Consider the following 25,314-nt stretch of genomic DNA (forward strand, 5'->3'; position numbering starts at 1 on the left):
TTGCCCAAAAATGAGTAAAGACTACAGCGAGTGGGAACTTCAGCCATCCGATAATTCGCATAATCAGACTGAGCTGTTTGCGCCGCAGGGTGAACTGCAAACAACGCAAGCACCGCAAGTTGAACATCAGCGCGGTCGTGCTCGGGGAGTGCTATGGGCAGTCATCGCGCTGCTGCTTGTGGTGATTGTCGCTGTAGCGGCGGTGCTTTACCTAGTTGTGAGTGGTCGAGGTGAGCAATGGTTTGGTGCAGGTGCCAAGGATGAAGTAACGCCGAAGCTCACTGTTACTGCGACTGCGACGGAGACCGTGAAGGTGAAGTCGCCGGAGAAAGCCAAGAAGGAAACTACGAGTACGGCTACGCCCGATTATCCGATTAGTGGGGATTGCGAGGCATCGGCGTTCCCGACTACGGAGGAAAACTTTACGATTGTCGCCTGTGACGGATGGTGGGCGCTGGGTGGGCGCGCAAACAGTGGTGGACTGGCGGTCTACCAATGGGACGAAGGTGCCTGGCAAAGGAGGGAGCCAGACAGTCGTTACACAACCGGTTCTGGTGGCCCGTGCTTTAGCGATGAGTACATCAAGGAACACGGAATGACGGTTACTGTGTTCGGTCGTATGGCGTGTAACCCCGACAAGCTGACCAATTAGCATTAGCGCTCACTATTGTTGAGTGTTAGCACTTGCAGGGGTAGAGTGCTAACGAAGGTTGTTTGACACACAGTTGTTCACCCGCGACGACGGCTGTGCACGGCAGACCAACCGGCACAAGAACATCACATCACCGCATGTATGGAGGAATTCATCGTGGCGAACGTCAACATCAAGCCGCTGGAGGACCGCGTCCTCGTCCAGATCAACGAAGCAGAGACCACCACGGCTTCTGGCCTGGTTATCCCGGACTCCGCTAAGGAGAAGCCGCAGGAAGCTACCGTTATCGCAGTTGGTCCGGGTCGTTGGGCCGATGACGATGACCGCATTCCTATGGACGTCAAGGAGGGTGACATCGTCATCTTCTCCAAGTACGGCGGCACTGAGCTGAAGTACCAGGGCGAAGAGTACCTGCTGCTGTCGCAGCGCGACATCCTGGCTGTTATCGAGAACTAAAGGGAGGACGTACCCACACATGGCGAAGCTTATTGCTTTTAACGAAGAGGCTCGCGAAGGCCTCAAGCGCGGTGTGGACACGCTTGCCGACGCAGTCAAGGTCACGCTTGGCCCGAAGGGTCGCAACGTTGTCCTGGACAAGGCCTTCGGCGGTCCGCTGGTCACCAATGATGGTGTGACCATCGCCCGCGACATCGACGTTGAGGATCCGTTTGAGAACCTCGGCGCGCAGTTGGTTAAGTCCGTTGCGGTCAAGACCAATGACGTTGCCGGTGACGGTACTACTACCGCAACGCTGCTGGCACAGGCGCTGGTCCACGAGGGTCTGCGCAACGTTGCAGCCGGCGCAAACCCGATTTCGCTGAACCGTGGTATTCACGCTGCATCCGACAAGGCGGTTGAGCTGCTGAAGCAGCGCGCCACCTCGGTCAGCAGCTCTGCTGCCATCGCACAGGTGGCAACCGTTTCCTCGCGCGACACTGAAATTGGTGACCTGGTTGCAGGTGCCATGGACAAGGTTGGCAAGGACGGCGTCGTCTCTGTGGAGGAGTCGCAGTCGATTGCCACCGAGCTGTCCGTGACCGAGGGCGTGTCTTTCAACAAGGGCTTCCTCTCGCCGTACTTCATTACCGACGTCGAGGCTCAGCAGGCAATTCTTGACGGTGCACAGGTGCTGCTGGTCCGTGAGAAGATTTCCTCCCTGCCGGAGTTCCTGCCGATTCTGGAGAAGATTGCCGAGTCCGGCAAGCCGACTCTGATTATGGCTGAGGATATCGAGGGCGAGGCGCTGTCCGCACTGGTCATCAACGCTATGCGCAAGACCTTGAAGGTTGCCGCAGTGAAGGCACCGTACTTCGGTGACCGTCGTAAGGCGTTCATGGATGATCTGGCAGTTGTCACCGGTGCAACCGTCGTTACGGCTGACACTGGCATGCAGCTGAAGGACGTAGGACTTGAGGTGCTGGGTAACGCACGCCGTATCACCATTACCAAGGACGAGACCGTTCTGGTTGACGGTGCCGGCACCGCTGAGGCTGTGGAAGAGCGTCGTAACCAGATCCGTGCCGAGATTGAGCGCACTGACTCTGACTGGGATCGCGAGAAGCTGGAAGAGCGTCTGGCGAAGCTCTCTGGCGGCGTGGCTGTCATTAAGGTCGGCGCTGCTACCGAGACCGAGGTCAACGAGCGCAAGCTGCGTGTCGAGGATGCCATTAACGCTGCTCGTGCGGCAGCTCAGGAAGGCGTCATCGCCGGCGGCGGTTCCGTACTGGTGCAGATCTCCCGTGAACTCGAGGCATTCGCTGACGAGTTCGAGGGCGACGAGGCAGTCGGTGTCCGTGCAGTTGCCAAGGCTCTGACCCGTCCGGCTTTCTGGATTGCTGAGAATGCTGGTAAGGACGGTGCTGTCGTTGTCTACCACATTGGTGAGCTGGAGAACGGCAACGGCTACAACGCTGCTACTGACACTTACGAGAACCTGATTGAGTCCGGCGTCATCGACCCGGTCAAGGTCACTCACTCCGCAGTCGTCAACGCAACCTCCGTGGCGCGTATGCTGCTGACCACCGAGGCTTCCGTTGTGGATAAGCCGGAGGAAGAGCCGCAGCACGATCACGCTCACTAATTGTCAGTGAGCTAGTGCCCGGGCCTTTGGCACGTAAAATGCTCCCCACCTTTCAATCTGAGGGTGGGGAGCATTTTGGTTTTTATGTGAACCGGCTGGAGTCCGAGAGAGGGGAGGGACTACATGGCAGTAACTAGAACGCGTTCAAGTTCGCGTTCACGTGCGGCCGGCTTAGCTCGAAGGATTTCATTTCGTTCAGATTCGCTGAGACCGCCCCAGACACCGTATGGCTCACCAACCTTGAGTGCGTGACTACGGCACTGCATAAGAACAGGGCAAGAACGGCAGATAGCCTTCGCACGGGCTTCACGCAGGCTGCGTGCGCGTCCGCGCTCGCCTTCCGGGTGGAAGAAGGTCGCGGAGTCCTGCCCGCGGCAAGAGCCGTGCAGCTGCCAATCCCACAAATCCGCATTGGGCCCGGGCAAGTGGTCGATGTACGTCATCGGAATTGATGTCTCCTTCATTGAGCTTTCTTGAAGCAGTGAGCTCAAGTGTGGAGGCCAACAATGAACGGTTGGTAAACCTAAGGAGGCCAGCCGGGATACTACGCAAACAATTCCGTCAAACTCTTACCAAATTTTTAGAAACGGCCAGGTCGTCGAGAACGCAAACCGTCGACAAAGCCTGCGCAGTAGTCCCATGGGGCGTAACGGGAGGGGTCTGGATCGAATTGTGGCTCGTGAACCGGGGATGCCTGGCCAGACAGGAGCATCAGGTAGTGGTTTTCCAAAACCTCCCAGTTATAAAAGTGCTCGTCACCGCAGTCCTCACACAACATGCAGACGCCCAGTAATCCCTCTGGGCTCAAAGCGGTGCGGAATAGGCGAACTGCGGCCAGATCTTCAAGAACCTCTCGACGTTCCTGGTCTGTCAGTGGAGCAAACGGCTCATCCGGCTCGAGAAAGCTTGCCGGGTCATTGGGATCTCCTTCGAACGGATCCCGCGGCATGGATGAGAAAAAGTTGTGGTTCACAACCACTACCGTAACAGCTCTGTACGGCAATCCTGTCGATTGGCGATGCACTTAGTTGGGGTTTAGTTCACCTTGGAATAACCCTCAGCTAGCTTTCGGCTAACCCTTGTCGGGCACCTGTCGCTCCGCCTAATTGTCGCGTTTCATCACTGAAGGACTACCCTGTATATAACGTTTGGCAACCACGAAGCGATAGCGCCCCTGGCCGGATGTCGGCAAGGGTGGAGCAGGAGGAGTCCATGACCAACCCCACGGGAATTAGCCTCGGCGGAGACAATCCCAACAAGATTCCACTAGTCGGCCTTACATTCGATGACGTCCTGCTGCTGCCGGATGCTTCGGACGTTATCCCCTCCGGCGTTGATACTTCGACGCAGCTCACTCGTGAGCTGCGTCTGAACATTCCGGTTGTGTCCGCTGCTATGGACACCGTCACCGAGGCCCGCATGGCTGTTGCCATGGCCCGCCAGGGCGGTATGGGTATCCTGCACCGCAACCTGTCTATCGAGGAGCAGGCTCAGCAGGTCGAGATTGTGAAGCGCTCTGAGGCTGGCATGGTGTCCGACCCGGTGACCTGTTCCCCGGATGACACCATCGCCGAAGTAGATGCCAAGTGCGCTCGTTACCGCATCTCGGGCCTGCCGGTCGTCGACAAGGACGGCAAGCTGGTCGGTATCTGCACCAACCGCGACATGCGTTTTGAGGCAGACCTGAACCGCAAGGTTTCCGAAATCATGACCCCGATGCCGCTGGTCGTGGCTGAGCAGGGTGTGTCTGGCGATGCGGCGCTGAACCTGCTGCGCGCTCACAAGGTGGAGAAGCTGCCGATCGTCGATGGCGAAGGCCGCCTGACTGGTCTGATTACCGTCAAGGACTTCGTCAAGAAGGATCAGTACCCGAATGCTTCCAAGGATGGTTCCGGCCGTCTGCTGGTCGGTGCTGGCATCGGTACCGGCGAGGACTCCTGGAAGCGCGCGCACGCATTGGCTGACGCAGGCGTAGACGTGCTCGTTGTTGATACCGCTCACGCCCACAACTCAGGTGTACTTGAGATGGTCTCCCGCGTTAAGAAGGAATTCGGCGAGAACATCCAGATTATCGGCGGCAACCTGGCTACCCGTGGCGCTGCACAGGCCATGATTGACGCGGGTGCAGATGCCATCAAGGTCGGTATCGGCCCAGGCTCGATTTGCACCACTCGCGTTGTCGCAGGTGTGGGCGCCCCGCAGATCACCGCCATCATGGAAGCCTCTGTCGCAGCTAAGAAGGCTGGCGTTCCGATTATCGCCGATGGCGGTATGCAGTTCTCCGGCGACATCGCCAAGGCTCTGGCAGCCGGTGCATCCTCCGTCATGCTCGGTTCGATGCTGGCCGGTACCGCTGAGGCTCCGGGTGAGGTCACCTTCGTCAACGGCAAGCAGTACAAGATGTACCGTGGCATGGGCTCGCTGGGTGCTATGCAGGGCCGCGGCCTGACCGGTGAGAAGCGCTCCTACTCCAAGGACCGCTACTTCCAGGCTGATGTCAAGAGCGAAGAGAAGCTGGTTCCGGAAGGCATTGAGGGTCGTGTTCCGTTCCGCGGCAGTATCGACTCCATCGTTCACCAGCTGGTCGGTGGTCTGCGTGCAGCTATGGGCTACACCGGTTCCGCTACCGTCGAGCAGCTGCACGACGCACAGTTCGTCCAGATCACCGCTGCAGGCCTGCGCGAGTCGCACCCGCACGATATCCAGATGACTGTCGAAGCGCCGAACTACTACCAGCGCTAAACTGGCTTAGTCGAGTTAAATTCCACGGAAAGGGCATGTGAGGAAAGCTCATGCGCGACATCGTTGAAATCGGTATTGGCCGCGAGGCACGCCGGACCTACGAGTTGGACGATATTGCACTCGTTCCCACTCGGCGTACCCGGTCGTCCAAGGACGTCGATACCTCCTGGCGAATTGACGCCTACGATTTCGAACTCCCGATGATGATGCATCCGACAGATGCCATCGCCAGCCCGGAATCCGTCGCTGAGTTTGCTCGCCTGGGCGGTTTGGCGGTTCTCAACGCCGAGGGTATCTGGGCCCGTCACGCCGATGCGCAGGACAAGATCGCCGAGCTGGTGGAGTTGGCAAAGAATGCCGCCACCAAGCGTGAATCCGAGGCAGCGAACCGCAAGCTGCAGGAACTGCACTCTGCTCCAATTGATACTGACCTGTTGGTTGAGCGCATCAAGGAGATTCGCGCAACCGGCGCGATTACTGCAGTTCGTGTCTCCCCGCAGCATGCCCGTGAGCTGGCTCCGCTGGCTATCAAGGCCGGCATCGACTTGTTGGTTATCCAGGGCACGCTGATTTCCGCAGAGCATGTCACGGCTCAGGGTGAACCGCTAAACCTCAAGGACTTCATCGGCAGCCTGGACGTTCCAGTTATCGCCGGTGGCGTTGTCGACTACCAGACTGCGCTGCATCTAATGCGTTCAGGTGCCGCTGGTGTGATTGTCGGTACGGGCTTTACGACGTCCCCGGATGCGCTCGGTATCGATGTGCCAATGGCTACCGCTATTGCGGATGCTGCAGCTGCTCGTAAGGACTACCTCGATGAGACCGAGGGGCGCTACGTCCACATCATTGCCGATGGCGGCATTGATACCGTCGGTGACATTGCCAAGGCAATCGCCTGCGGTGCGGATGCTGTGGCACTGTCCAGTGTGCTGGCAACCGTCCACGAAGCTCCGGGGCAGGGCTACGCCTGGCCGTCTGTTGCGGCACACCCGAAGTACCCGCGCGGTGCGGTGTGGCCGGTCGTCGACGATGAGAAGGAATTGGTCAGCCTGGAAGAGGCTCTGTTTGGCCCTTCCGCTTCGCCGTTCGGTGACCGCAATCTCGCCGGTGGCCTGCGTCGCGCAATGGCCAAGTGCGGCTTTACCAACCTGAAGTCCTTCCACCGCGTTGAGCTGTCGGTACGTCCAAAAGGTTTTTAATTAAAGTAATCGGATGGTTTTTTCGCAAAACTACCTTACTGAAAAGCCACCTCCGCTTAGGGTTAGGAACATGAGTTCCGCGCATTAGCGTTACGCCCTTAGAGAAGGTGGCTTTTCCCATGAGTAAACAACGTGATTTCGATGTTGTAATCGTCGGTTCCGGTTTTGGTGGTTCTGTTTCTGCTTTGCGGTTGACCGAAAAGGGCTACCGAGTGGCAGTTCTCGAAGCTGGTCGACGGTTCGAAGATAAAGACTTTGCCAAGACCAGCTGGCGGCTTCACAAGTACCTGTGGGCTCCTAAGCTGGGACTCTTTGGTGTCCAGCGTGTGCACATGTTGAAAGATGTCATGATTCTCGCTGGTGCCGGCGTCGGCGGTGGTTCTCTTAACTACGCAAACACTCTGTATAAGCCGGGTACTGAATACTTCCAGCACCGTCAGTGGGGGCACATTACCGACTGGGAGTCAGAACTCACTCCGCACTATGACAATGCATCTCGCATGCTCGGGGTGGTCACCAACCCATCCGACACGCCTGCCGACGTCGTCATGCGTGAGGTAGCCGAAGATATGGGGGTGGGTCATACTTTCCGCTCGACTCCGGTGGGTGTGTTCTTCGGAGCCAAGACAGGTGGACAGGGTGCGCCAGGGCAAACAGTTTCCGATCCTTACTTCGGGGGGATCGGCCCGGACCGTACTGCTTGTACGGAATGTGGTGAGTGCATGACTGGTTGCCGTCACAATGCCAAGAACACCCTGGTTAAGAACTACCTCTACTTGGCGGAGAAGTTTGGTGCGCAGGTCTTTGACCGCACTACCGTTACTGGCCTGCATCCTCAGGCTGATGGCTCCTGGGTTATTGACACTGAGCGCACTGGCCGTTGGGTAGCTAAGGACAAGCAGCAGTTTAGCGCTAAGCGCGTCATTCTCGCCGCCGGTGCCTGGGGCACACAGAATTTGTTGCATCGCCAGCAGGCCGATGGGCACTTGCCGCTGCTGCCGAAATCTTTGGGCAAGCTGACCCGCACCAACTCCGAGGCTATTTTGGGCGCGATGGGTACGAAGGTGGACCCGGAAAATGACTTCTCTAACGGTGTAGCCATCACTTCGTCATTCTTCCCGGACGAGGACACCCATATCGAGCCAGTGCGCTACGGTAAGGGCTCTAATGCCATCGCAATGCTGCAGATGATTATGACCGAAGGAGGTCGTCGGACTCCGCGATGGTTGCAGGCTGTGGGAACCGTCGTAAAGCATCCTAACTACCTGACGCAGCTCGTGAATCTGCGTAAGTGGTCGCAGCGCACCGTGATTTCTCTGGTGATGCAGAATCGCGACAACTCGATTACGACGTACCTGCAAAAGATCGGGCCGGTGCGTTTCCTGATGAGTAAGCAGGGCGAGGGGGAGCCGAATCCGACGTGGATTCCGTCGGGTAACGAAGCTACGCAACGTGCGGCGGACAAGCTCAGTGCACGTGGTCGGAATGGTCGTGTGCTGGCTGGGGGCACTATCGGTGAGTTGGCAAACATTCCTTTGACAGCTCACTTCATTGGCGGCGCAACGATTTCGGATTCACCCGAAAACGGCGTTGTTGATCCGTACTTGCGTGTGTGGGGTTACCCGACGCTCTCGATTCACGACGGTTCGGCGATGGCAGCCAACCCGGGAGTGAACCCGTCACTGTCGATTTCCGCGAATGCGGAGCGTGCAACGTCGCTGTGGCCGAATAAGGGTGAGGAAGATCAGCGTCCGGCGCAGGGTGAGTCCTACGTGCGCCTGGATCCGATTGCTCCGGTGAACCCGGCTGTGCCGGAAGATGCTCCGGCTGCACTGAACCTGGGTATGCCTGCAGTCCGTAAGTCTTGATAAGCTTTAGGGCGTGTCTGAACAGGTGACTAAGCCCGTCCTCGTCGTGGACTTCGGTGCGCAGTATGCGCAGCTCATCGCGCGACGTGTGCGCGAGGCAAAAATTTATTCCGAAGTGGTCTCGCATGATGCGACGACCGAAGAAATTAAGGCCAAGAACCCGGCTGCGCTGGTGCTGTCCGGCGGCCCGTCCAGTGCCTACGCCGAAGGTGCCCCGAAGCTCAACCCAGAGTGGCTTGAGCTGGGCATTCCGGTGTTTGGTATTTGCTACGGCTTCCAGGCGATGACTGAGGTGCTCGGCGGCACGATTGCTGCTACCGGTGACCGTGAGTACGGCCGCACGCAGCTGAACGTCGTCGACGGTGGCGGTGTCGCTCACACTGGTGTGCCGGAGACACACGAGGTGTGGATGAGCCACGGTGACGCGGTGTCTAAGGCGCCGGAGGGCTTCACCGTTACGGCGTCCACCAAGGGTGCTCCGGTAGCGGCTTTCGAGTGCTTGGAAAAGCGCATGGCCGGTGTGCAGTACCACCCGGAGGTCAACCACTCGCCGTATGGTCAGCAGGTTCTGGAGAAGTTCCTGTATGAGATTGCTGGCCTGGAGCCGGACTGGACTGCCGCTAACATCGCGGAAGAGCTGATTGAGCAGGTCCGTAATCAGGTCGGTGAGACCGGTCGCGCAATTTGCGCTCTGTCTGGCGGCGTTGACTCCGCAGTTGCCGCCGCACTTGTGCAACGCGCTATTGGTGACCGTCTGACCTGTGTCTTCGTCGACCATGGGCTGCTGCGCCAGGGCGAGCGCGAGCAGGTTGAGAAGGATTTCGTTGCCGCAACTGGTGCGAAGCTGATTACCGTCGACGATTCCAAGGTCTTCCTGGATGCTCTGGCTGGTATCACCGATCCGGAGACCAAACGTAAGACCATCGGCCGTGAGTTCATCCGCTCCTTCGAGCGCGCTGTCGCACAGGCGCTGGAGGGCGCTCCGGAGGGCGAGACCGTGGACTTCCTGGTCCAGGGCACCCTGTACCCGGATGTGGTTGAGTCCGGTGGCGGTTCTGGTACCGCCAACATTAAGAGCCACCACAACGTCGGCGGTCTGCCGGATGACGTTGAGTTCACCCTCGTTGAGCCGCTGCGCCTGCTGTTTAAGGACGAGGTCCGTGCGGTCGGTCGCGAACTGGGGCTGCCGGAAGAAATCGTCGCTCGCCAGCCGTTCCCGGGTCCGGGTCTTGGTATCCGCATCATCGGCGCTGTCGATGAGGGGCGTCTGGATACCCTCCGTCGCGCCGACGCCATTGCACGCGAGGAAATGACGGCCGCAGGTATGGACGAGGTTGTCTGGCAGTGCCCGGTCGTCCTGCTTGCCGACGTCCGCTCGGTTGGTGTCCAGGGTGATGGTCGTACTTATGGCCACCCAATCGTGCTGCGCCCGGTTTCCTCTGAGGATGCGATGACCGCTGACTGGACTCGTGTTCCCTACGATACGCTGGAGAAAATCTCCACTCGTATCACCAACGAGGTGCCTGAGGTCAACCGCGTGGTCCTGGATGTGACTTCCAAGCCACCGGGAACCATTGAGTGGGAGTAAGCCACTAGTTGGCAAGGGCCGTGTCTGTGAGTTGTGCAAACTCGCGGGCACGGCCCTTTTCCGTCAGGGCCGAATTGTTCTTGGCGATGGTGATGCGCTTATCGGCGGCTAGGGTGTGGAGAGCTGCGCTCACGGTATCGTCGTCAAGCATGGCGAAATAGGGGAGCTGGTCGGTGAAGAAGACGTAGCCGTCGCGTAGACGTGCGATGAAGAGGACTGTGAGGATGCGGGCCTCTGGTGAGTCGGCGGGGTAGGGGCAGCGCTGGGCGAAATTGTCAGGAAGATGCGCGGCGAGAGGGAGGAATCCGAATTGCCGCGGCAGGATTGCGCAGGTAGCGGTGATGGCGGACAGAACTAGGGTCATTATGCAGGCGACCGGTGTAGAGGAAATTCGTTCGGCGACGGCGGCAATGATCCATGCTCCGGGGAAGATGAGCAGCACGCTTATACTGCTATTCCACGAGATGTCGTTTGGTGACTCACGCATCGGCTCTGCGAAGTAGGAGGGCCGAGTTTCTTTGGTGGGTGTTTTTGCCTGGCGCACGAAAAGTGTGGTGCCGATGAGTACCAGTAAAAGCGCTATCATGATCCACCAGCCAATGGAGCCGATGATGTGGGCTTTAAGCAATGCGAGCAGTGCGATCACTGCGGTGGTGACGCCAATTGCCGTCCCCAGGCGCACGGGACTATTGATAAATTTTGTCGTGCGTTCGGCCCCGTCTTGGTAAGAGCCTGAAGAGTGTTGGTGCCGGCTGGAATCTGTCATACTTCTTAATTTTAGTAGCGATGGAACTATAGATTGTTGAGAGTTGTGTGGCTAGTGTTATGACCATGAGCATTGTAAAAATTAACGCTATTACCGTTCCTGAGGGTTCGGGAGAAGAGCTCGAACGTCGCTTTTCCGCAAACTCTTCAAAGATGAGCGATGTGCCGGGCTTCATTGGTTTCCAGCTGCTGCGTCCAACTGCAGGAGAGAGCCGCTACTTTGTCTTTACCGAGTGGGAGAGCGAGGAGGCCTACCAGGGGTGGCGTGAGGGCCGTGCCTTCAAGGCTTCGCATGAGGGCGAAAAGCGCAAGCCGGTGTCGTCGTCGGCTGATTTGCTCGAATTCGATGTAGTTCTCGATGTGAAGGCCTAAGTAGTACGAAATGTAGTACTCGGCTGAGGTTAGAGCGTCGCGCGGTGGTGTGCGGCGCTTTTCTTCGCACATTAATATCGAACGTACATTCTATTTAGGGTAGTGTTTAATCCGCTTGTTGGGAAAGAATATTCGAGCAGTGTTCGTGGTGGGCAGGGCAGTGGGGATGGCAGTGAGATGGCAGTGGGATAGCAGCGGGATGAGGTGGAACAAGAAGTGACAACGGCGGTCAATATTGCTGCGGGGCAGTCTAAGGAACAGACTATTGCGGCATTGCGGCAGGCGATGGCAGCCCAGTCTGGTGGGACTGCAACTGGTGCAACCTTTGGGCTCGGTGAGGCTCTGCCGGTGCCGGAGGCGTTGGAAAATACGTTGGCGGGAGCAGTGCGAAAAGGGGCTGTCAGTGTCATTGAACAGCCCGGTGCGGTATTGGCAGGTCTAATCGCGGAAGTTACGAAGACAGGTCATGTTGCGCTAGTTGGACTCGCTGAACAGGGGTTGCTCTCCGTGGTGGAGTTGGGCGGGAAGCTATCGAACATTGTCTGTGTGCCAGATCCTGGAATGCAGCCGCTTGAAGTAATTGGGCTGTTGGCGGACGGCGTTGACTTGGTGGTGGCTTCGTTGGCGCGCACTCCGCCGCCGTCGCAGGCACGTCCGCTGCAGGCACGACTGCGCACGAGTGGTTGTGCTCTGGTTTTTGTCGGGCAGCAGTGGCCGGGCGCTGCTGCGGAAATTTCCAGCTCTGTCGCTGGTGTTTCCGGGCTTGGCACTGGTTATGGCCGGATTCGAGCAGTGGATTACCAAGTCAGTGTGTCGGGGACGCGGTTTCCGCGGAGGCAGTGCCGTTGGCGGGTGGGGGAACAGGTGGAACAGAACAATGTGGTCGCGTTTCCCGCGCAGAGGAGGTCCTAGTGGTAGCGGCGGAATCGAGCCGTGTGGTGGCGCTATGGCTTCCTGATTGGCCAGTGCAGGCAGCACATCTAGCATCTGTGACGTCGCAGGCTAATCCGCTCAGTCCAGTTGCGATTGTGGGTGATAGCGGAGTAGCTGCTTGTTCTCCGAGTGCGCGCCGTGCAGGGGTACGGCGCGGGCAAAGCCGTCGCCATGCGGAAGCGTTGTGCCCGGAGCTGGAGGTTGTCGAGGAAAGTGCGGTGCGCGACGCTGCGGAATTCGAGTCCGTGCTGCAACGGTTGGAGGCGGTGGCAGCTGGGGTCGAAGCTCTACGGCCAGGCTTGGCGGTTGTGGCAGCGCGAGGGGTAATGCGTTATTACGGCGGACAGGATGTGGCCTTGGAAAAGCTGCTTGATGCCGCTGCGGTACCGGGCGTGGACTGCAGCTTGGGGCTCGCGGACGATATTGTGACAGCTATTTTGGCAGCGCGCAGGGGAGTGCTGGTAGCTCCCGGGGAAGATGAAGGCAAAAGATTTCGGCAGGGAATCTCTCTGGTGGAGCTGAGGGCGGAAAGTGCACTGGAGATGCCCGCAGAGCTTGCGAAGTCGTGGCAGGAACTCGGCCTGCGCACATTGGGGGATGTCGCTGCGTTACCGAAGCGGGATATAGCCAACAGGTTTGGGGCGCAGGGGGCTAGATGGCACGATTTGGCCTGCCGTGGGGAAGTGCGGTTGGTGGCGCCGCGATCTTTGCCGCCCGGACTGGCTGTGAGTTACCAGTCTTGGGAGAGTCCACTCCGGAGAGTGGATGAGGCCTCATTCGTCGCGCGCTTTCTAGCTGGGCAACTGCATGAAAAACTTTTTAACCATGGGTATTCGTGTTACCGCTTAGCGGTAGTGGCGCAATTTAGTGACGGCTCAGAGGTGCGCAGAGTATGGCGCTGCACTGAGCCACTGGCAGAACAGACTACGGCTGACAGGGTTCGGTGGCAGCTCGATGGCTGGCTGAATAACAGGAATCGGCAGCAGCCACGAGGGGACAGCGGCACTGTTGCTGGAACTGTTGACGGCGCTGAGGAAAATGATGGAGATGACAGCCGCGGAATTGTAGAGCTGCAGTTAGAGCCACTGGATGTGGTCGCCGCCGGGGCCGTAAAGCAGGATCTGTGGCACGGTAGTGATGATGCGCGAGCCAAAGCGCGCCGGGCTGCCGAGCGTGTGCAGGGGTTACTGGGGTCAGAGGCAGTACAGCAACCAATCATGCAGGGCGGGCGTGGCCCAGGGGAAAGAGTGGGATTTGTCGCTTTCGGAGAAAACCCCAAAAACACAAAAACCGCGGAAAATAATCAGCCGTGGCCGGGAGCCGTTCTTGCTCCCAATCCGGCAACTATTCCCGCGACTGCTAATGCTGAGGTGGAAGTGCTCGATGCCAATGGGCAGATCGTGGGCGTAACTGGGCGAGCGACCATGACGGCGGAACCATCTCTGGTGCGGCATGGAGTGACAACGTACCGCGTGTCATCGTGGGCTGGGCCCTGGCCGATTGACGAGCGCTGGTGGGTACCCGATGAGGCTCGCCGAGCGGCAAGACTACAAATCCGTGCGGTAGCGCATGACGGTACCATCGCCGCCTGGTTGCTCATAGGGCATGCCGGCGCATGGAGAATCGAGGGGGCTTACGCGTAGAGGCGTAGCGAGGGGCCGGCACCGGGGATGGGCAACCCGATTACTTCGATTGGAAGTCAATAACCAGGCGGTTCGGATTGCTCAACGAGAAAACCTTGAATGGGGTCTTATCTCCCTTGAGCCCGACGACATACTGAGTCTGTCCCTCGAAGGTGCCGGCGCCGACGACTTCCTTAATAACGGAAGTTGATGTCGGCTTGACCGAGTCAGAGGGGAAGTCCTCCATCTGGAAATCAAAGGGGTAGCCCATGCCCCGCAAGTCGATTACCAGCTTGGCTGTGCCGTCGACCGAAATCGGTTTGCCGGAGCCCTGTTGGGTCGGCACATCCTCGTAACGGACGAAATATCCCGGAGTGCCCTCGCCCGTGAGTTCAAAGACAATGCGGTCGTAACCGTCGTGGGAACCGACACGAACATCTTCAATACCCAAGTAAGCGCCATCGGAAGGGGCAGCTTCTGAGGAGGAACTATTGAAATCGCCCTCCGGAGCAGCATCGTCATCCATGGTGGTTTGCGCTGCCGCAGACGAGCTAGTGGAGCTGCTAGAGCTGCTTGACAAATCGGAGGTGCCAGCGGTTGAGTCAGTCTTCATAGACACTGCAGCAGCCGAGTCTGGGGATGAGTCAGAGGAGCAAGCGCCGAGAGCCAGGCCCAATGCGAGGCACAGGGATGCCGCGATACGGGTACGGGTGCGCGAAACATCCAGCGATTTCGTATTCATACGTCTGACGGTATGTGCGCAGTTACGGAATTTCAACAAGCTGAACTACAAAAGTCGAGGTCAGAAGTATTTGTTGTCAAAGTGTTGCACAATAGTAATAAAACAGGGGTGAACGCTGCGACCTAAGACCCAATCGCAGGGAGCACTCAATTACGCTTAGGCGTATGAGCCAGGCCAAATTTGATACCACCTGTTCTGCTCAGATGACTGAGCCGCTTCCCGGTACTGCGAAGACCGGAAAGCTCTTTATTGCGTTGGAGCACCAACTCGGTTGGTCGCACGATATTTTTGACGGCGGGGTATGGGGAGCAGAGATCACCGGTCAGGTAGAGGCCTGGTTGTCTGAACGCGGCGGCGCGTTGCAGCTGATTCGAAAGCCAGGCCGAATCGGCCAGCAGCCGTGTGATGGCGTTAACGTCTATATCGCGCATTGTGAATCAGTGGATGGCTCTGAGGTTTTTCTCGAACATCGCATGGTTGCTGATGTTGAAGACCTGATGACTCTGGATATCCGCCCTGGCCAGCCCACCGAGGGGGCCACTCGTCTGGACCATCCACTGTTTCTCATCTGTACGCACGGTAAGCGCGATCGTTGCTGTGCGATTAAAGGTCGCCCGCTCGCTGCTGCGATGCACAATCTCTACCCAGAGGTCGTGTGGGAAACCTCGCACTCTAAGGGGCACCGCTTTGCGCCGGCGAGTGTGCTGTTGCCATGGAATTACAGCTTTGGACGTCTGAGTGCGGTGGATGCCAAGGGGGTCATCGAAGACGCTCAGCAGGGCATCGTGCATGCAGAGGGCTGCCGCGGCCGTGGTATCTACACCCCGCAGGGGCAGGCGGCCGAGTTGGCTGTGCGTCGTCAAGCCGATACGTGGGGCGTAGACGATGTCGCACGCGTTGACGTCGACGGCACGACTGCAGTCGTCGCGCTTTACGACGGCCCCAGCGACCGCGACAAGGTCGTGGAATATGAAGTGGCCCTGGAGAAAATCACCACGGAAGGCGTTGTGTCTTCCTGCGGTGATGCTCCAGGGCCAAAGAAGGGCTGGGCTGCGGTCGAAGTAACCCGCCGCTAGCTAGTGGCTAGCTAATGTGCGCGGCTACCTGCGCATAATCTTCTTGGAGAGCCAGTTGCCGAAGATCTGCGCCAACTGGACGATGAAGATGATGACCAGGGTTGTCACCAGGGTGACGTTCCAGTCGAATGCCTGGTAACCGTAGGTGATTGCGAAGTTGCCCAGTCCGCCACCGCCGATGTAGCCGGCCATAGCTGACATGTCGACCACGGCGATGAAGGCGAAGGTGTAGCCCAGTACCAGCGGGCCCAGTGCCTCCGGCACGACGACCGTGCGGATGATGCGCCACGGACTTGCGCCCATCGCACGGGCGGCCTCAATCACGCCGGGGTCGATGGACATCAAGTTCTGCTCCACCAGTCGCGCGATGGCGAATGTGGCGGCAATCGACATGACGAACACCGCGGCTTCGGTGCCGATCGTGGTGCCGACCACGTTCTTTGTCAGTGGGCCGATGGCCGTAACCAAGATGATGAACGGGATTGGGCGAACAAAGTTAATCAGGACATTGAGGACCTGGTAGACAAACTTGTTGCGCAACACGCCACCGTCGCGGGTGGTGTAGAGCAGCACGCCGATTGCCAGACCTGCAACACCACCAATCAGCATGGCGACACAGACCATGTAGAGCGTCTGGCCGAATGCCTCGCCCAGCATTGGGCCGAGGCTATCCCAGTTGGTGTCCTTGCCACTCACCGATGGCAGAGAGTTTAAGAGACCGATCATGATGCAAGCTCCTCTACCTGTGTCAGTTCGGAAATAGCAGCAATGGCGGCATCGAAATCAGAGGAATCCGAGGCGGAATTACCTGTCAGCGGAGTCAACCGCAAAGTAAGGCGACCATAGGACTTCGCCTGCACATTGGCGACTGCGCCGTGTGCCACCGAGGCGGCGACACCGTGGGCACTAGTGGCCTGTGCTAGGGCACCGAGGTCAACACCGTCATTGATAGTGATGGTGACCAGGCGAGCCGCTGCGCTCTCGGCAGACTGATTCACCGAATCGCGTTCACGGCCAATTGGAACATCGCGCAGTGCGGTGGTGGCGAAGCGGCGGCCAACCTCAGTCTTGGGGTTGGCAAAGACCTCGTGGACCGTACCGGTTTCGACGATGTGACCATTTTCCATGATGGCCATGCGGTCAGCGATACCGCGTACAACCGACATGTCATGAGTAATCAGCACGATAGTGACACCCATTTCGCGATTGATGCGACGCAGCAGATCCAGGACGCCGGAAGTAGTTTCCGGGTCGAGTGCCGAGGTGGCTTCGTCGGCAAGCAAGAGCGTCGGTTCGGTGGCGAGCGCACGGGCGATGCCGACACGCTGCTTCTGCCCACCCGAGAGCTGCTCGGGGAAGGACTCCGCCTTGTCGCCGAGACCGACGAACTCCAGCAGTTCCTGGGCGCGAGCGCGGCGCTTGGCCTTCGGCATACCGGCCAGTTCCAGCGGGTATTCAACGTTGCGAATCGCGTTGCGCGAATGGAAGAGGTTGAAGTGCTGGAAAATCATGCCGATATTGCGGCGCAAGCCCCGTAGCTGGCGCTCGGAGATGCCGACGATGTCGGTGTCATCTAGCAAAACCTGCCCGGAGGTTGGCTTTTCCAGGCCGTTAATCATACGGATGAGCGTTGATTTACCGGCGCCGGAATAACCGATGACGCCGAGGATTTCGCCGGGTTCAACGGTTAGGTTGATGTCGGCGAGCGCGGTGACGTCGCCGAATTGCTTGTTCAGCTCGCGGAATTCGAGCTTCGTTCCCCTGTTGGTCACGAATGAATCAGTGCCCCTTGGTCTGTGTTCCCTGGTGTTGGGCGGTACTTAAGTGGCAGTGGCGTTAGTTCTGCTCGCGCTGCTGCTCTTCGACGCGGTCCAAAATGTCCTGCAGCTCCTTAGCCGAACGGTCAACCGGAACCGAGGTGCCCTTGGAGTCCTCTGCGACTGCGTCCTGGACCTCCTTGGAGTGCCAGATCTTGGAGAGCTCCGCGTACTTCGGGTTGTCAGCATTTTCAGCCTTGGTGACAAAGACGTTGATGTACGGCTCTGCCTCCGTGGAGTTCGGGTCATCCTGGAAGATGGCGGTGTTCGGGTCGATGCCGGCGCGGTCCAGGAAGGAGTTATTAATAATGGCAGGCTTGCCCTCGCCGTAAGCGGCCGGGGTCTGAGCGGCATCCACTGGCAGGACCGTGACTGTGGAAGCTTCCTTATCGATGTCGGCCGGGGACGGAGTCAGCAGGTCATCCTGCTTCAGCTTTAGCAGGCCAGCCTGAGCCAGCACGTTAATAGCGCGCCCCTGGTTGGAAGGGTCGTTCGGGATAACGACCTCGGTGCCCTTCTTCAGCTCATCAACCGACTTGTGGTCCTTCCAGAACAGAGCCAGCGGGACAATCTCGCTCGAACCAATCGGAGTCAGGTCCGACTTAGCGCCGACGTTGTACTCAGCCAGGAACTTGATGTGCTGGAAGAGGTTGACGTCGAGCTGGCCCTCATCGAGTGCGCGGTTCGGGGTCTGGTAGTCGGAGAAGTTCTGAACATCCAGGTCAATGCCCTGTTCAGAAGCCTTCTGCTCGAAAACGGTCCAGGCCTTCTTGCTGGCATCCGTGGTGCCGATGCGAATGGCATCATCCGAGCTGCCGCAGGCAGTAAGGCCGGTTGCGGCGAATGCGACAGTGAGTACACCGGCGGAAAAACGCTTGAGGTTCATCGAGGGGTCTCCTTATTTAATGGGATTTGTTAGCTGAAGTTTTAAGGCAGAACTAGACCAAGCTGTCTTTAATTCTGGGGTTAAGGCTAGCACTTGCCCAGGTAGTGCTGAAAATTCAACTTCAGCCTAAACAGTCGAGCGTGGCTGAGATGTGACTTACGGATGCGTCCCGGGGGTGACGTTTAATGCAGATGCCAGTCGAAAGTACGTTTGAATGCAGTCCGCGGTGTGGGTTAATGTTCGTGGCATGGAAAACATCTCGGACGGACAGTCGGAGCAGTCCGGTCGGCCACTGAGCTGGTCGCGGATTGAGCGTATTCTATCGGGTAAATTTTCAGGAAAACTACAGCCTAATGGTAGCTTCAACGGCTGGCGGGGACAGCTGTCAGATTCCATCGTTGGGGCTTTTGAAGCTCCGGAAAGCGGCGCTGGTGGCAGAGGTGGCATGTCATTTACGCCTGCGGATATTAAGGCGGAATTGCACTGTCGTTCGAGTTATTCGTTCCTGCATGGCGCATCGGATCCGGAAGAATTGGTGTCCGAGGCTGTGCGTTTGGGGTTAAACGTGTTGGGGCTGACAGATCGCGATGGTTTCTATGGAATCGCTCGTTTTGCCGAGGCTGCAGCGGAGGCTGGTATTGCCACAATCATCGGCGCGGAGCTGGGGCTTCCGCAGCGGCCCCTCACGGTGCTGGGGCGGGGGCCCGAGGGCTATCGGCGCCTGAGCCACGCGCTGTGTGATGCGCATATGTCGGCAGGGGAGAAGTCCGTCGTCCGCTATCCTCCACTGCCAAAGTTGGGGGAGGCTGCAGGTGGTTTCTGGCAGGTGCTTGCCGACGTTAACTGGCTCGGCGACCTGGAAGAACTTATTGCGGCCTTCGGTGCGGAGAATGTGGCACTCGAACACCGCGTGAGCCCCACCGCGCAGGCGGCCGATGACGCGGAAGCTATTTCAGCCGCAGCTGTGAAGTATGGCCTGCGGGAGGTGGTTTCCTCTGCTGCGACGTCAGCTTCGCCTGCGACAAGCCGGTTGGCTGGGGCTAAACAGGCTCTTGCTGTGAGAGAGGACTTAGGCGGGTTCGAGTCACGACTGGAGCCGGCAGGCGGAGCTTGGTTGCGTTCGTGGGAGGAGCTAGCGGCGGCAACACGGTATCTGGGGGTGCAGGTGCTGCGGTCAACACAGGACATTGCAGGTGAGTGTGCTTTTACGCTTGACCTCATTGCGCCTGAGTTGCCTCGCTGGGAAGTGCCAGAGGGCCACGATGAGGACTCCTGGCTGCGGGAAATTGCCCGTGCGGGGGCACGGCGGCGGTATGGTCCGGTCGATGGAGCTGGGGACGGCTCCGTGCAAGCGCGGGCGTGGGCGCAGTTAGAACATGAGCTGACTGTGATTCGAGAGTTGGGCTTTCCGGGCTACTTCCTCATCGTGCACGACATCTGTGAGTTCTGTCGCCGGGCGGGAATTCTGGCGCAGGGGCGCGGTTCGGCCGCTAACTCGGTGGTGTGTTTTGCGCTGGGGATCACCAATGTTGACCCCATTAGTGCCGGGCTGTTGTTCGAGAGGTTTTTGTCGCCAGAACGGGATGGTCCGCCGGATATTGATGTAGACATCGAGTCTGGTCGTAGGGAAGAGGTTATCCAATACGTCTATGAAAAGTATGGTCGTGACAATGCCGCGCAGGTAGCCAATGTCATTACCTACCGGCGGCGCGGCGCATTGCGCGATGCGGCGCGGGTGTTGGGATACTCGCCGGGCGTTATCGATGCGTGGGTCAGAGACCGGGAAGCGTGTCCGCCGGAGCCGGTGCGAAAACTGGCGGAGCAGCTTCGTGGGCAGCCTCGTCATTTAGGCATTCACTCTGGCGGAATGGTGATTTGTGATCGGCCGATTGCGGATGTCGTGCCAGTGGAATGGGCACGCATGGAGGGGCGCTCAGTAGTGCAGTGGGATAAGGATGACTGTGCGGCAGCGGGACTGGTGAAGTTCGACCTGCTTGGCCTCGGAATGCTGGAGGCCATCCACCATTGCATTGACTTGGTCTATGAACAGCATGGGCGCCGAGTGAACCTGTGGGAAATAGATGTCGCTGAACCGGAGGTTTACGAGATGTTGGCACGCGCGGACGCGGTGGGCGTGTTTCAGGTGGAATCGCGCGCGCAGCTGGCCACCTTGCCCCGACTGAAGCCGAGGGAGTTCTTTGATCTGGTGGTGGAGGTGGCACTCATTCGCCCAGGCCCCATTCAAGGCGGTAGCGTGCACCCCTACATTCGCCGCCGAAATGGACTCGAACCGGTGACCTATGAGCATCCGGTGTTGGAGAAGTCTCTCGGGAAGACACTGGGCATTCCGCTATTTCAAGAGCAGCTGATGCAAATGGCCGTCGATGCGGCGGATTTCAGCGGGGCGGAAGCGGACTCGCTGCGCCGCGCTATGGGGTCGAAGCGCTCAGTGGCCAAAATGGAAGCGCTCCATGCCCGTTTTCTGGCTGGGCTGGAGCGCACCAGTGGCATTGATGCGGATATTGGGGAACAACTGTGGAACAAGATAGTGGCCTTTGCCGCCTACGGTTTCCCTGAATCACACGCGCAGTCGTTTGCCTCCTTGGTGTATTTCTCGGCCTGGTTTAAGTACCACTATCCGGCGGAGTTCTGTGTAGCGTTGCTCCGTGCTCAGCCCATGGGGTTTTACTCTCCGCAGTCGTTGATTGCCGATGCCCGCCGGCACGGTATCGGCTGCGATGGTCCGGATATCGCAGTTTCAGGCGTGGAAGCCAGCGTCATCGATGGTCGTATTCGTTTGGGGATCGGTGCCATTGCCGGTGTGGGCAATGACGTGGCGGAACGTATCGTCGCAGCGCGGCCATTTGTCAACGCAGCAGATGTCGCCCGCAGAGCTCGGCTGGGTGTTGGGCACATGGAAGCACTGGCGCGCGCAGGAGCACTTGGGTCGCTGGGGATTGACCGTCGTCAAGCACTGTGGGCGGCGGGCGTGGCGGCGACGGAAAGTGAGGGCATGCTGCCGGGGCTCACGCTTGCCGACGCACCGGCGTTGCCCGGCATGACGGAGTTTGAGCTGGCAGCTGCCGATTTGATGGCAACGGGAGTGACCCCGGGGCAGTACCCGGTGGCCGCGTTGCGGGCAGACCTGCAGGAACGTGGAGTGGTGCCTGCGGCAGAACTGAAAGCAGTGCCCGACGGAACACGAGTAGAAGTGGCGGGAGTCGTGACACATAGGCAACGTCCAGGGACAGCTGGCGGAGTGACATTTTTGGGAATGGAGGACGAAACTGGGCTGGTGAATGTGCTGTGTACACCGGGGCTGTGGAATCGTTTTCGGCCGGTAGCGGTGAATTCGCGGGCGATGGTGGTGCGCGGTATCGCGCAGACAGCCTCTGGTGCGGTGACAATCGTGGCCGATCGTCTGGTGGATATGTCCGAGGCTCTGGGGCAGCCGGTGGTGGCAGGTCGAAGTAGAGATTTTCGCTGACTACTAGAATGGATTGTCATGCGCCAGACCTATGAATCCTCGTTAGCACCGGATGGGAGTGCAATCGCCTTTATTGTCCGCGATAGCGGCTACCCGCGTGCGGTACAGCAGGAGATTACTCCGGAGGGGCTAGGGGCGGAGCGCCCCGTGAAACTGCCGGTGGAAGGCCCGGTTACCAGGGTGCTGCACTCTCCGGATGGAAAGTGGATTGCCTGCGAGGTCTCTCCGTACGGTACGGAGCGTTTGCAGACCTGGCTGGTATCCACCGATCCGGAGGTCGACGGTGCCCGCCCCCTGCGTATGGATGCGGATATGCGCGCCACACTGGTGGAATGGGATAACGATCTCCTAGCGATGAACGCGGTCGATGCCCAGGGTATTAACTATGCGCGTTTGGTCAACCCGACGGACTCAAAGTATGAGGTCATTGATAAACGCACTGACAGCCAGCTGGTAGCGGCTGAAGGTGGGTTTGGCCTCGTGCGGGTGGGACCGCGAGGCCACCGGGAGTTACTACTAGTCGGGCCGGGGCAGCAGTGGCAGCCGCTGTTGCCATCCGATCCTGGCTCTACCACGGATGTCGGTGTCTTATTGGCGCATCCGGGGCAGGAGAAGCTGACCGCATTCGTGCTCTCAGATCATGGCGCGGAACAGCGTCGCATCCTGCGCCTGGGTATTACTCCCGATAGCGGTATCAGCACTACTGAGCCGCGCACAGCGGAATCGACCGCAGCGGAGATTTTGGATATGAAGATTGGCATCGAAGTTGATGTCGAGGAGTTCATTGGCAATCCGGATCAAGACGTCGAAGAATTCGTCATTAGTGAGGATTCCTCCACCGCGGCTGTGCTGTGGAATAGCGGTGGGGTCAGCACGCTCGAGGTGCTAACCCTTGGCCTTCACCCGCAGACTGACGACATGCGGGTGATGGTGCGCCGCAATGTGGAATTGCCGGGCATGGTTGCGCGCGAGCTGTCAATCTCCGGGGACGGTGAGCTGATCTCCCTGACAGTAGAAGGGCCAGGCCTTGCGCCAACGGTGGAGATTCTGCGCAATATCGGTGGTGTCATTGAGCCATTGGATATGGAACGCACCGAACGGATTTTGGCTCTGGAAGAGAAGAACCTGGAGACCATGCCGGCCCCAGAACTGGTCTACTTTGTCTCCCGCGATGGGCTGGAACTCTCTGGCTGGCTCTACCTTCCAGAGTCGGTGCGCAATAGTTCTAATGACGTTTCCGGAAACGCACTACCGCCGGCTTTCATCCACATCCACGGCGGCCCAGAACTGCAGGCAAAACCCATTCACCACGATGTTCTAGCCAGCATTGTGGAGGCGGGATTCGTGGTGTTCACACCTAATGTGCGCGGTTCCTCGGGGTCCGGTAGGTCATTCGAGCACGCGGGCGACCGCTATGGACGCTTTGCCGCTATTGCGGATATCGCAGCGGCGCGTGCCTTCCTCGTTGATGCCGGGTTGGCGGACCCAGAACGCATTGCCCTGGGTGGGCGATCCTACGGTGGCTTCATGTCGCTGTTGGCCTCGGCGTGGTACCCGGATCAGTTTGCTGCCATCGTGGATGCCTGCGGAATGACAAGTTTTGAAACCTACTACCAATCCACAGAACCCTGGTTGGCGCAGGCCGCGTTCCCTCGATACGGCTACCCGTACCAGGATGCTGAGCTTCTGCGCGATATCTCGCCACTGCACCGTGCGGAGGAAATGAAGGCTCCAACCCTATTCATCCACGGCGAGTGGGATACCAACGTGCCTCCGCGAGAGTCCGGTCAGATGCGCAACGCCATGGACGCCTATGGTGTGCCCACTGATTTTCTGGTGGTTGAGGGAGAGGGCCATAAGTTCTCGAAGCCGAGGAGCCGAGCGCTCATCGGTGAGACCATCATCGCGTTTTTCGCCGAGCACGGCGTGTGTGATGCGGCACCCAGCGCGTCAACGGCAGTAGAAACTAACAACGATCAGTAATAGAAGCAGCGGAAAAGAACTGACAGAAGAAATGAATAGCGCCACGACCGAGCCGACGAACGCCGAGCCAACCAACTCCACAGACTGGATTAAGAGCCACACCTGCCACGTGCTTTTTGACCGGCCTGTCATCCCGCCGAACACCGGAAACGCTATCCGCATGTGTGCGGGCTCTGGAGCTATGTTGCATCTGGCCAAGCCACTGGGGTTCAACTTCGATGACAAGAATCTGCGTCGCGCCGGGCTGGATTACCATGACCTGGCCGATGTGCGTATTCACGATTCCATCGATCAAGCGTTGGAGACCTTTGCCAGCCAAGGGTGCCGCATCTTTGCCTTTACCGCACACGCTGACACTTGGCACACAGACATTGAGTACACGAACACCGATGTACTGCTCTTTGGCCCGGAGCCAACCGGGTTGGAACAGTCAGTGCTCGATGATTCGCGAATTACGCAATTAATCCGAATTCCCATGTTGCCCGCTCGTCGCAGCATGAATCTTTCCAACGCCGCTGCAGTGGCTGCTTATGAAGTCTGGCGTCAGCAGGGCTTTATGGGCGGTAAATAGGGTCAAAGGCGAGGGCGGTTACAGGGCGTTTCTGGGCATTATTCGCTCCTGTGCCTAAGATAAATGCCATGGCAGCGACAAAGCTTGATGGCAAACTCTACCGAGACGAAATCTTCGAAAACCTGGAAAAGCGCGTTGAGCGTTTGAAGGAAGCCGGCTACACCCCGGGGCTGGCCACCGTGTTGGTTGGTGATGATCCAGGCAGCCACTCTTACGTCAAGATGAAGCATCGCGACTGTGAGCAGATTGGTATCGCCTCTATCCGCCGTGATCTCCCAGCTGACACCACGCAGGAAGAACTCGAGGCAGTAATCACCGAGCTGAACGAAAGTCCGGAGTGCACAGGCTACATTGTTCAGTTGCCACTGCCGAAGCACCTGGATGAAAACCGTATTCTGGGCCTCATCGATCCGGAGAAGGACGCCGATGGCCTCCACCCGGTAAACCTGGGCAAGCTGGTCCTCAACGAGCCAGCACCGCTGCCGTGTACCCCAAACGGCTGTATCCACCTGCTGCGACGCTTCGGCGTCGAGCTCAATGGAGCCAAGGTTGTTGTTATCGGCCGCGGTGTCACCGTCGGTCGCCCGATCGGACTGATGCTCACTCGCCGCAGCGAGAACTCCACCGTGACGCTGTGTCACACCGGCACCAAGGACTTGGCCGCTGAAACCCGTCAGGCTGATGTCATCATCGCAGCCGCTGGTGTCGCCCATATGATTACTGCAGACATGGTCAAGCCTGGCGCTGCTGTACTCGACGTGGGAGTTTCGCGTGTCGACGGCAAGCTGGCCGGTGACGTTGCTGATGACGTCTGGGACATTGCCGGTTACGTATCCCCGAACCCAGGTGGTGTCGGCCCACTGACTCGCGCTTTCCTCGTACGCAATGTCGTCGAGCGCGCTGAAAAGCTCGCTGGCCTGGCCTAGTCAGC

22 protein-coding genes are annotated in these 25,314 nt (G+C 58.7%); 15 read left to right on the plus strand and 7 right to left on the minus strand.

What is annotated here, in order from left to right:
• The first annotated feature begins 10 nt into the window (after nt 1-10).
• From HMPREF2562_RS05155 to groL, 3 genes are all read left to right on the plus strand, one after another.
• A complete protein-coding gene (locus HMPREF2562_RS05155; protein ID WP_049169953.1) occupies nt 11-652 on the plus strand; it encodes a hypothetical protein in 642 nt (213 codons plus the stop codon).
• A 156-nt stretch (nt 653-808) separates the two neighbouring features.
• Nucleotides 809-1,108, plus strand: a complete 300-nt coding sequence (gene groES, locus HMPREF2562_RS05160) for a co-chaperone GroES (RefSeq protein WP_005510054.1) — start codon at nt 809-811, stop codon at nt 1,106-1,108.
• Nucleotides 1,109-1,127: 19 nt separating this feature from the next.
• Complete coding sequence (groL, locus tag HMPREF2562_RS05165) at nt 1,128-2,732, plus strand: chaperonin GroEL (RefSeq protein ID WP_016422116.1); 1,605 nt, start codon at nt 1,128-1,130, stop codon at nt 2,730-2,732.
• Between the two features lie 119 nt (nt 2,733-2,851).
• On the opposite strand, the gene HMPREF2562_RS05170 is transcribed toward groL, so the two are convergent.
• Nucleotides 2,852-3,175, minus strand: coding sequence for a WhiB family transcriptional regulator (locus HMPREF2562_RS05170; RefSeq protein ID WP_016422117.1), 324 nt, complete (start codon nt 3,173-3,175; stop codon nt 2,852-2,854).
• 137 nt (nt 3,176-3,312) lie between these two features.
• Nucleotides 3,313-3,681: a DUF5319 domain-containing protein gene (locus tag HMPREF2562_RS05175; protein ID WP_038629374.1), complete on the minus strand. Its 369-nt coding sequence runs from the start codon at nt 3,679-3,681 to the stop codon at nt 3,313-3,315.
• Between the two features lie 263 nt (nt 3,682-3,944).
• On the opposite strand from HMPREF2562_RS05175, the gene guaB reads away from it, so the two are divergent.
• The 4 genes from guaB to guaA all read left to right on the plus strand — a co-directional run bounded on the left by guaB (nt 3,945) and on the right by guaA (nt 10,129).
• Nucleotides 3,945-5,474 (plus strand): IMP dehydrogenase, encoded by a 1,530-nt coding sequence (gene guaB / locus HMPREF2562_RS05180; protein ID WP_016422119.1) that lies wholly within the window; start codon nt 3,945-3,947, stop codon nt 5,472-5,474.
• 50 nt (nt 5,475-5,524) lie between these two features.
• Nucleotides 5,525-6,673 carry a GuaB3 family IMP dehydrogenase-related protein gene (locus HMPREF2562_RS05185; RefSeq protein ID WP_048731529.1) on the plus strand — a complete coding sequence of 383 codons (1,149 nt, stop codon included), beginning with the start codon at nt 5,525-5,527 and terminating at the stop codon, nt 6,671-6,673.
• A gap of 119 nt (nt 6,674-6,792) precedes the next feature.
• A complete protein-coding gene (locus tag HMPREF2562_RS05190) occupies nt 6,793-8,541 on the plus strand; it encodes an FAD-dependent oxidoreductase (RefSeq protein ID WP_070549717.1) in 1,749 nt (582 codons plus the stop codon).
• Nucleotides 8,542-8,554: 13 nt separating this feature from the next.
• Complete coding sequence (guaA, locus tag HMPREF2562_RS05195; RefSeq protein ID WP_070549718.1) at nt 8,555-10,129, plus strand: glutamine-hydrolyzing GMP synthase; 1,575 nt, start codon at nt 8,555-8,557, stop codon at nt 10,127-10,129.
• 4 nt (nt 10,130-10,133) lie between these two features.
• On the opposite strand, the gene HMPREF2562_RS05200 is transcribed toward guaA, so the two are convergent.
• Nucleotides 10,134-10,895 carry a hypothetical protein gene (locus tag HMPREF2562_RS05200; protein ID WP_016422123.1) on the minus strand — a complete coding sequence of 254 codons (762 nt, stop codon included), beginning with the start codon at nt 10,893-10,895 and terminating at the stop codon, nt 10,134-10,136.
• A 65-nt stretch (nt 10,896-10,960) separates the two neighbouring features.
• Between HMPREF2562_RS05200 and HMPREF2562_RS05205 the strand changes: the two genes are divergently transcribed.
• The 3 genes from HMPREF2562_RS05205 to HMPREF2562_RS05215 all read left to right on the plus strand — a co-directional run bounded on the left by HMPREF2562_RS05205 (nt 10,961) and on the right by HMPREF2562_RS05215 (nt 13,842).
• Nucleotides 10,961-11,266 carry an antibiotic biosynthesis monooxygenase family protein gene (locus HMPREF2562_RS05205; protein WP_070549744.1) on the plus strand — a complete coding sequence of 102 codons (306 nt, stop codon included), beginning with the start codon at nt 10,961-10,963 and terminating at the stop codon, nt 11,264-11,266.
• A 216-nt stretch (nt 11,267-11,482) separates the two neighbouring features.
• Complete coding sequence (locus HMPREF2562_RS05210) at nt 11,483-12,178, plus strand: hypothetical protein (RefSeq protein ID WP_048731702.1); 696 nt, start codon at nt 11,483-11,485, stop codon at nt 12,176-12,178.
• On the plus strand, nt 12,178-13,842 hold the full coding sequence (locus tag HMPREF2562_RS05215) for a Y-family DNA polymerase (RefSeq protein WP_070549719.1): 1,665 nt from the start codon (nt 12,178-12,180) through the stop codon (nt 13,840-13,842). Before HMPREF2562_RS05210 ends, HMPREF2562_RS05215 begins: the two co-directional genes overlap by 1 nt.
• 40 nt (nt 13,843-13,882) lie before the next feature.
• On the opposite strand, the gene HMPREF2562_RS05220 is transcribed toward HMPREF2562_RS05215, so the two are convergent.
• The gene (locus tag HMPREF2562_RS05220) at nt 13,883-14,563 is read right to left on the minus strand and encodes an AMIN-like domain-containing (lipo)protein (protein WP_070549720.1); all 681 of its coding nucleotides are present in this window, start codon (nt 14,561-14,563) and stop codon (nt 13,883-13,885) included.
• Between the two features lie 164 nt (nt 14,564-14,727).
• On the opposite strand from HMPREF2562_RS05220, the gene HMPREF2562_RS05225 reads away from it, so the two are divergent.
• On the plus strand, nt 14,728-15,639 hold the full coding sequence (locus tag HMPREF2562_RS05225; protein WP_070549721.1) for a sucrase ferredoxin: 912 nt from the start codon (nt 14,728-14,730) through the stop codon (nt 15,637-15,639).
• Nucleotides 15,640-15,663: 24 nt separating this feature from the next.
• Here the strand turns inward: HMPREF2562_RS05225 and HMPREF2562_RS05230 are convergent, their stop codons facing one another.
• The 3 genes from HMPREF2562_RS05230 to HMPREF2562_RS05240 all read right to left on the minus strand — a co-directional run bounded on the left by HMPREF2562_RS05230 (nt 15,664) and on the right by HMPREF2562_RS05240 (nt 18,342).
• Nucleotides 15,664-16,296, minus strand: coding sequence for a methionine ABC transporter permease (locus HMPREF2562_RS05230; protein ID WP_224433327.1), 633 nt, complete (start codon nt 16,294-16,296; stop codon nt 15,664-15,666).
• Between the two features lie 65 nt (nt 16,297-16,361).
• Complete coding sequence (locus HMPREF2562_RS05235) at nt 16,362-17,411, minus strand: methionine ABC transporter ATP-binding protein (protein WP_049169931.1); 1,050 nt, start codon at nt 17,409-17,411, stop codon at nt 16,362-16,364.
• Between the two features lie 64 nt (nt 17,412-17,475).
• Nucleotides 17,476-18,342 (minus strand): MetQ/NlpA family ABC transporter substrate-binding protein, encoded by an 867-nt coding sequence (locus HMPREF2562_RS05240; RefSeq protein ID WP_049169929.1) that lies wholly within the window; start codon nt 18,340-18,342, stop codon nt 17,476-17,478.
• A gap of 247 nt (nt 18,343-18,589) precedes the next feature.
• Between HMPREF2562_RS05240 and HMPREF2562_RS05245 the strand changes: the two genes are divergently transcribed.
• The 4 genes from HMPREF2562_RS05245 to HMPREF2562_RS05260 all read left to right on the plus strand — a co-directional run bounded on the left by HMPREF2562_RS05245 (nt 18,590) and on the right by HMPREF2562_RS05260 (nt 25,309).
• Complete coding sequence (locus tag HMPREF2562_RS05245; RefSeq protein WP_049170054.1) at nt 18,590-21,829, plus strand: error-prone DNA polymerase; 3,240 nt, start codon at nt 18,590-18,592, stop codon at nt 21,827-21,829.
• 18 nt (nt 21,830-21,847) lie between these two features.
• Complete coding sequence (locus tag HMPREF2562_RS05250) at nt 21,848-23,812, plus strand: alpha/beta hydrolase family protein (RefSeq protein ID WP_070549722.1); 1,965 nt, start codon at nt 21,848-21,850, stop codon at nt 23,810-23,812.
• A gap of 31 nt (nt 23,813-23,843) precedes the next feature.
• Nucleotides 23,844-24,383 carry a tRNA (cytidine(34)-2'-O)-methyltransferase gene (locus HMPREF2562_RS05255; protein WP_038627766.1) on the plus strand — a complete coding sequence of 180 codons (540 nt, stop codon included), beginning with the start codon at nt 23,844-23,846 and terminating at the stop codon, nt 24,381-24,383.
• A 68-nt stretch (nt 24,384-24,451) separates the two neighbouring features.
• Nucleotides 24,452-25,309 carry a bifunctional methylenetetrahydrofolate dehydrogenase/methenyltetrahydrofolate cyclohydrolase gene (locus HMPREF2562_RS05260; RefSeq protein WP_070549723.1) on the plus strand — a complete coding sequence of 286 codons (858 nt, stop codon included), beginning with the start codon at nt 24,452-24,454 and terminating at the stop codon, nt 25,307-25,309.
• Nucleotides 25,310-25,314 lie beyond the last annotated feature (5 nt).

It is taken from the genome of Corynebacterium sp. HMSC077G07 (genome assembly GCF_001809225.1).
Lineage (GTDB): Bacteria > Actinomycetota > Actinomycetes > Mycobacteriales > Mycobacteriaceae > Corynebacterium > Corynebacterium jeikeium_D.

What these genes read in the sequence shown, in the direction of transcription:
- HMPREF2562_RS05260 (WP_070549723.1), top strand. Translation starts at nt 24,452, where the DNA reads ATGGCAGCGACAAAGCTTGATGGCAAACTCTACCGAGACGAAATCTTC.
- HMPREF2562_RS05240 (WP_049169929.1), bottom strand. Translation starts at nt 18,342, where the DNA reads ATGAACCTCAAGCGTTTTTCCGCCGGTGTACTCACTGTCGCATTCGCC.
- HMPREF2562_RS05155 (WP_049169953.1), top strand. Translation starts at nt 11, where the DNA reads ATGAGTAAAGACTACAGCGAGTGGGAACTTCAGCCATCCGATAATTCG.
- HMPREF2562_RS05205 (WP_070549744.1), top strand. Translation starts at nt 10,961, where the DNA reads ATGAGCATTGTAAAAATTAACGCTATTACCGTTCCTGAGGGTTCGGGA.
- HMPREF2562_RS05175 (WP_038629374.1), bottom strand. Translation starts at nt 3,681, where the DNA reads ATGCCGCGGGATCCGTTCGAAGGAGATCCCAATGACCCGGCAAGCTTT.
- HMPREF2562_RS05255 (WP_038627766.1), top strand. Translation starts at nt 23,844, where the DNA reads ATGAATAGCGCCACGACCGAGCCGACGAACGCCGAGCCAACCAACTCC.
- HMPREF2562_RS05220 (WP_070549720.1), bottom strand. Translation starts at nt 14,563, where the DNA reads ATGAATACGAAATCGCTGGATGTTTCGCGCACCCGTACCCGTATCGCG.
- HMPREF2562_RS05190 (WP_070549717.1), top strand. Translation starts at nt 6,793, where the DNA reads ATGAGTAAACAACGTGATTTCGATGTTGTAATCGTCGGTTCCGGTTTT.
- HMPREF2562_RS05250 (WP_070549722.1), top strand. Translation starts at nt 21,848, where the DNA reads ATGCGCCAGACCTATGAATCCTCGTTAGCACCGGATGGGAGTGCAATC.
- HMPREF2562_RS05185 (WP_048731529.1), top strand. Translation starts at nt 5,525, where the DNA reads ATGCGCGACATCGTTGAAATCGGTATTGGCCGCGAGGCACGCCGGACC.
- guaB (WP_016422119.1), top strand. Translation starts at nt 3,945, where the DNA reads ATGACCAACCCCACGGGAATTAGCCTCGGCGGAGACAATCCCAACAAG.
- HMPREF2562_RS05245 (WP_049170054.1), top strand. Translation starts at nt 18,590, where the DNA reads ATGGAAAACATCTCGGACGGACAGTCGGAGCAGTCCGGTCGGCCACTG.
- HMPREF2562_RS05225 (WP_070549721.1), top strand. Translation starts at nt 14,728, where the DNA reads ATGAGCCAGGCCAAATTTGATACCACCTGTTCTGCTCAGATGACTGAG.
- HMPREF2562_RS05200 (WP_016422123.1), bottom strand. Translation starts at nt 10,895, where the DNA reads ATGACAGATTCCAGCCGGCACCAACACTCTTCAGGCTCTTACCAAGAC.
- groL (WP_016422116.1), top strand. Translation starts at nt 1,128, where the DNA reads ATGGCGAAGCTTATTGCTTTTAACGAAGAGGCTCGCGAAGGCCTCAAG.
- HMPREF2562_RS05230 (WP_224433327.1), bottom strand. Translation starts at nt 16,296, where the DNA reads ATGCTGGGCGAGGCATTCGGCCAGACGCTCTACATGGTCTGTGTCGCC.
- HMPREF2562_RS05170 (WP_016422117.1), bottom strand. Translation starts at nt 3,175, where the DNA reads ATGACGTACATCGACCACTTGCCCGGGCCCAATGCGGATTTGTGGGAT.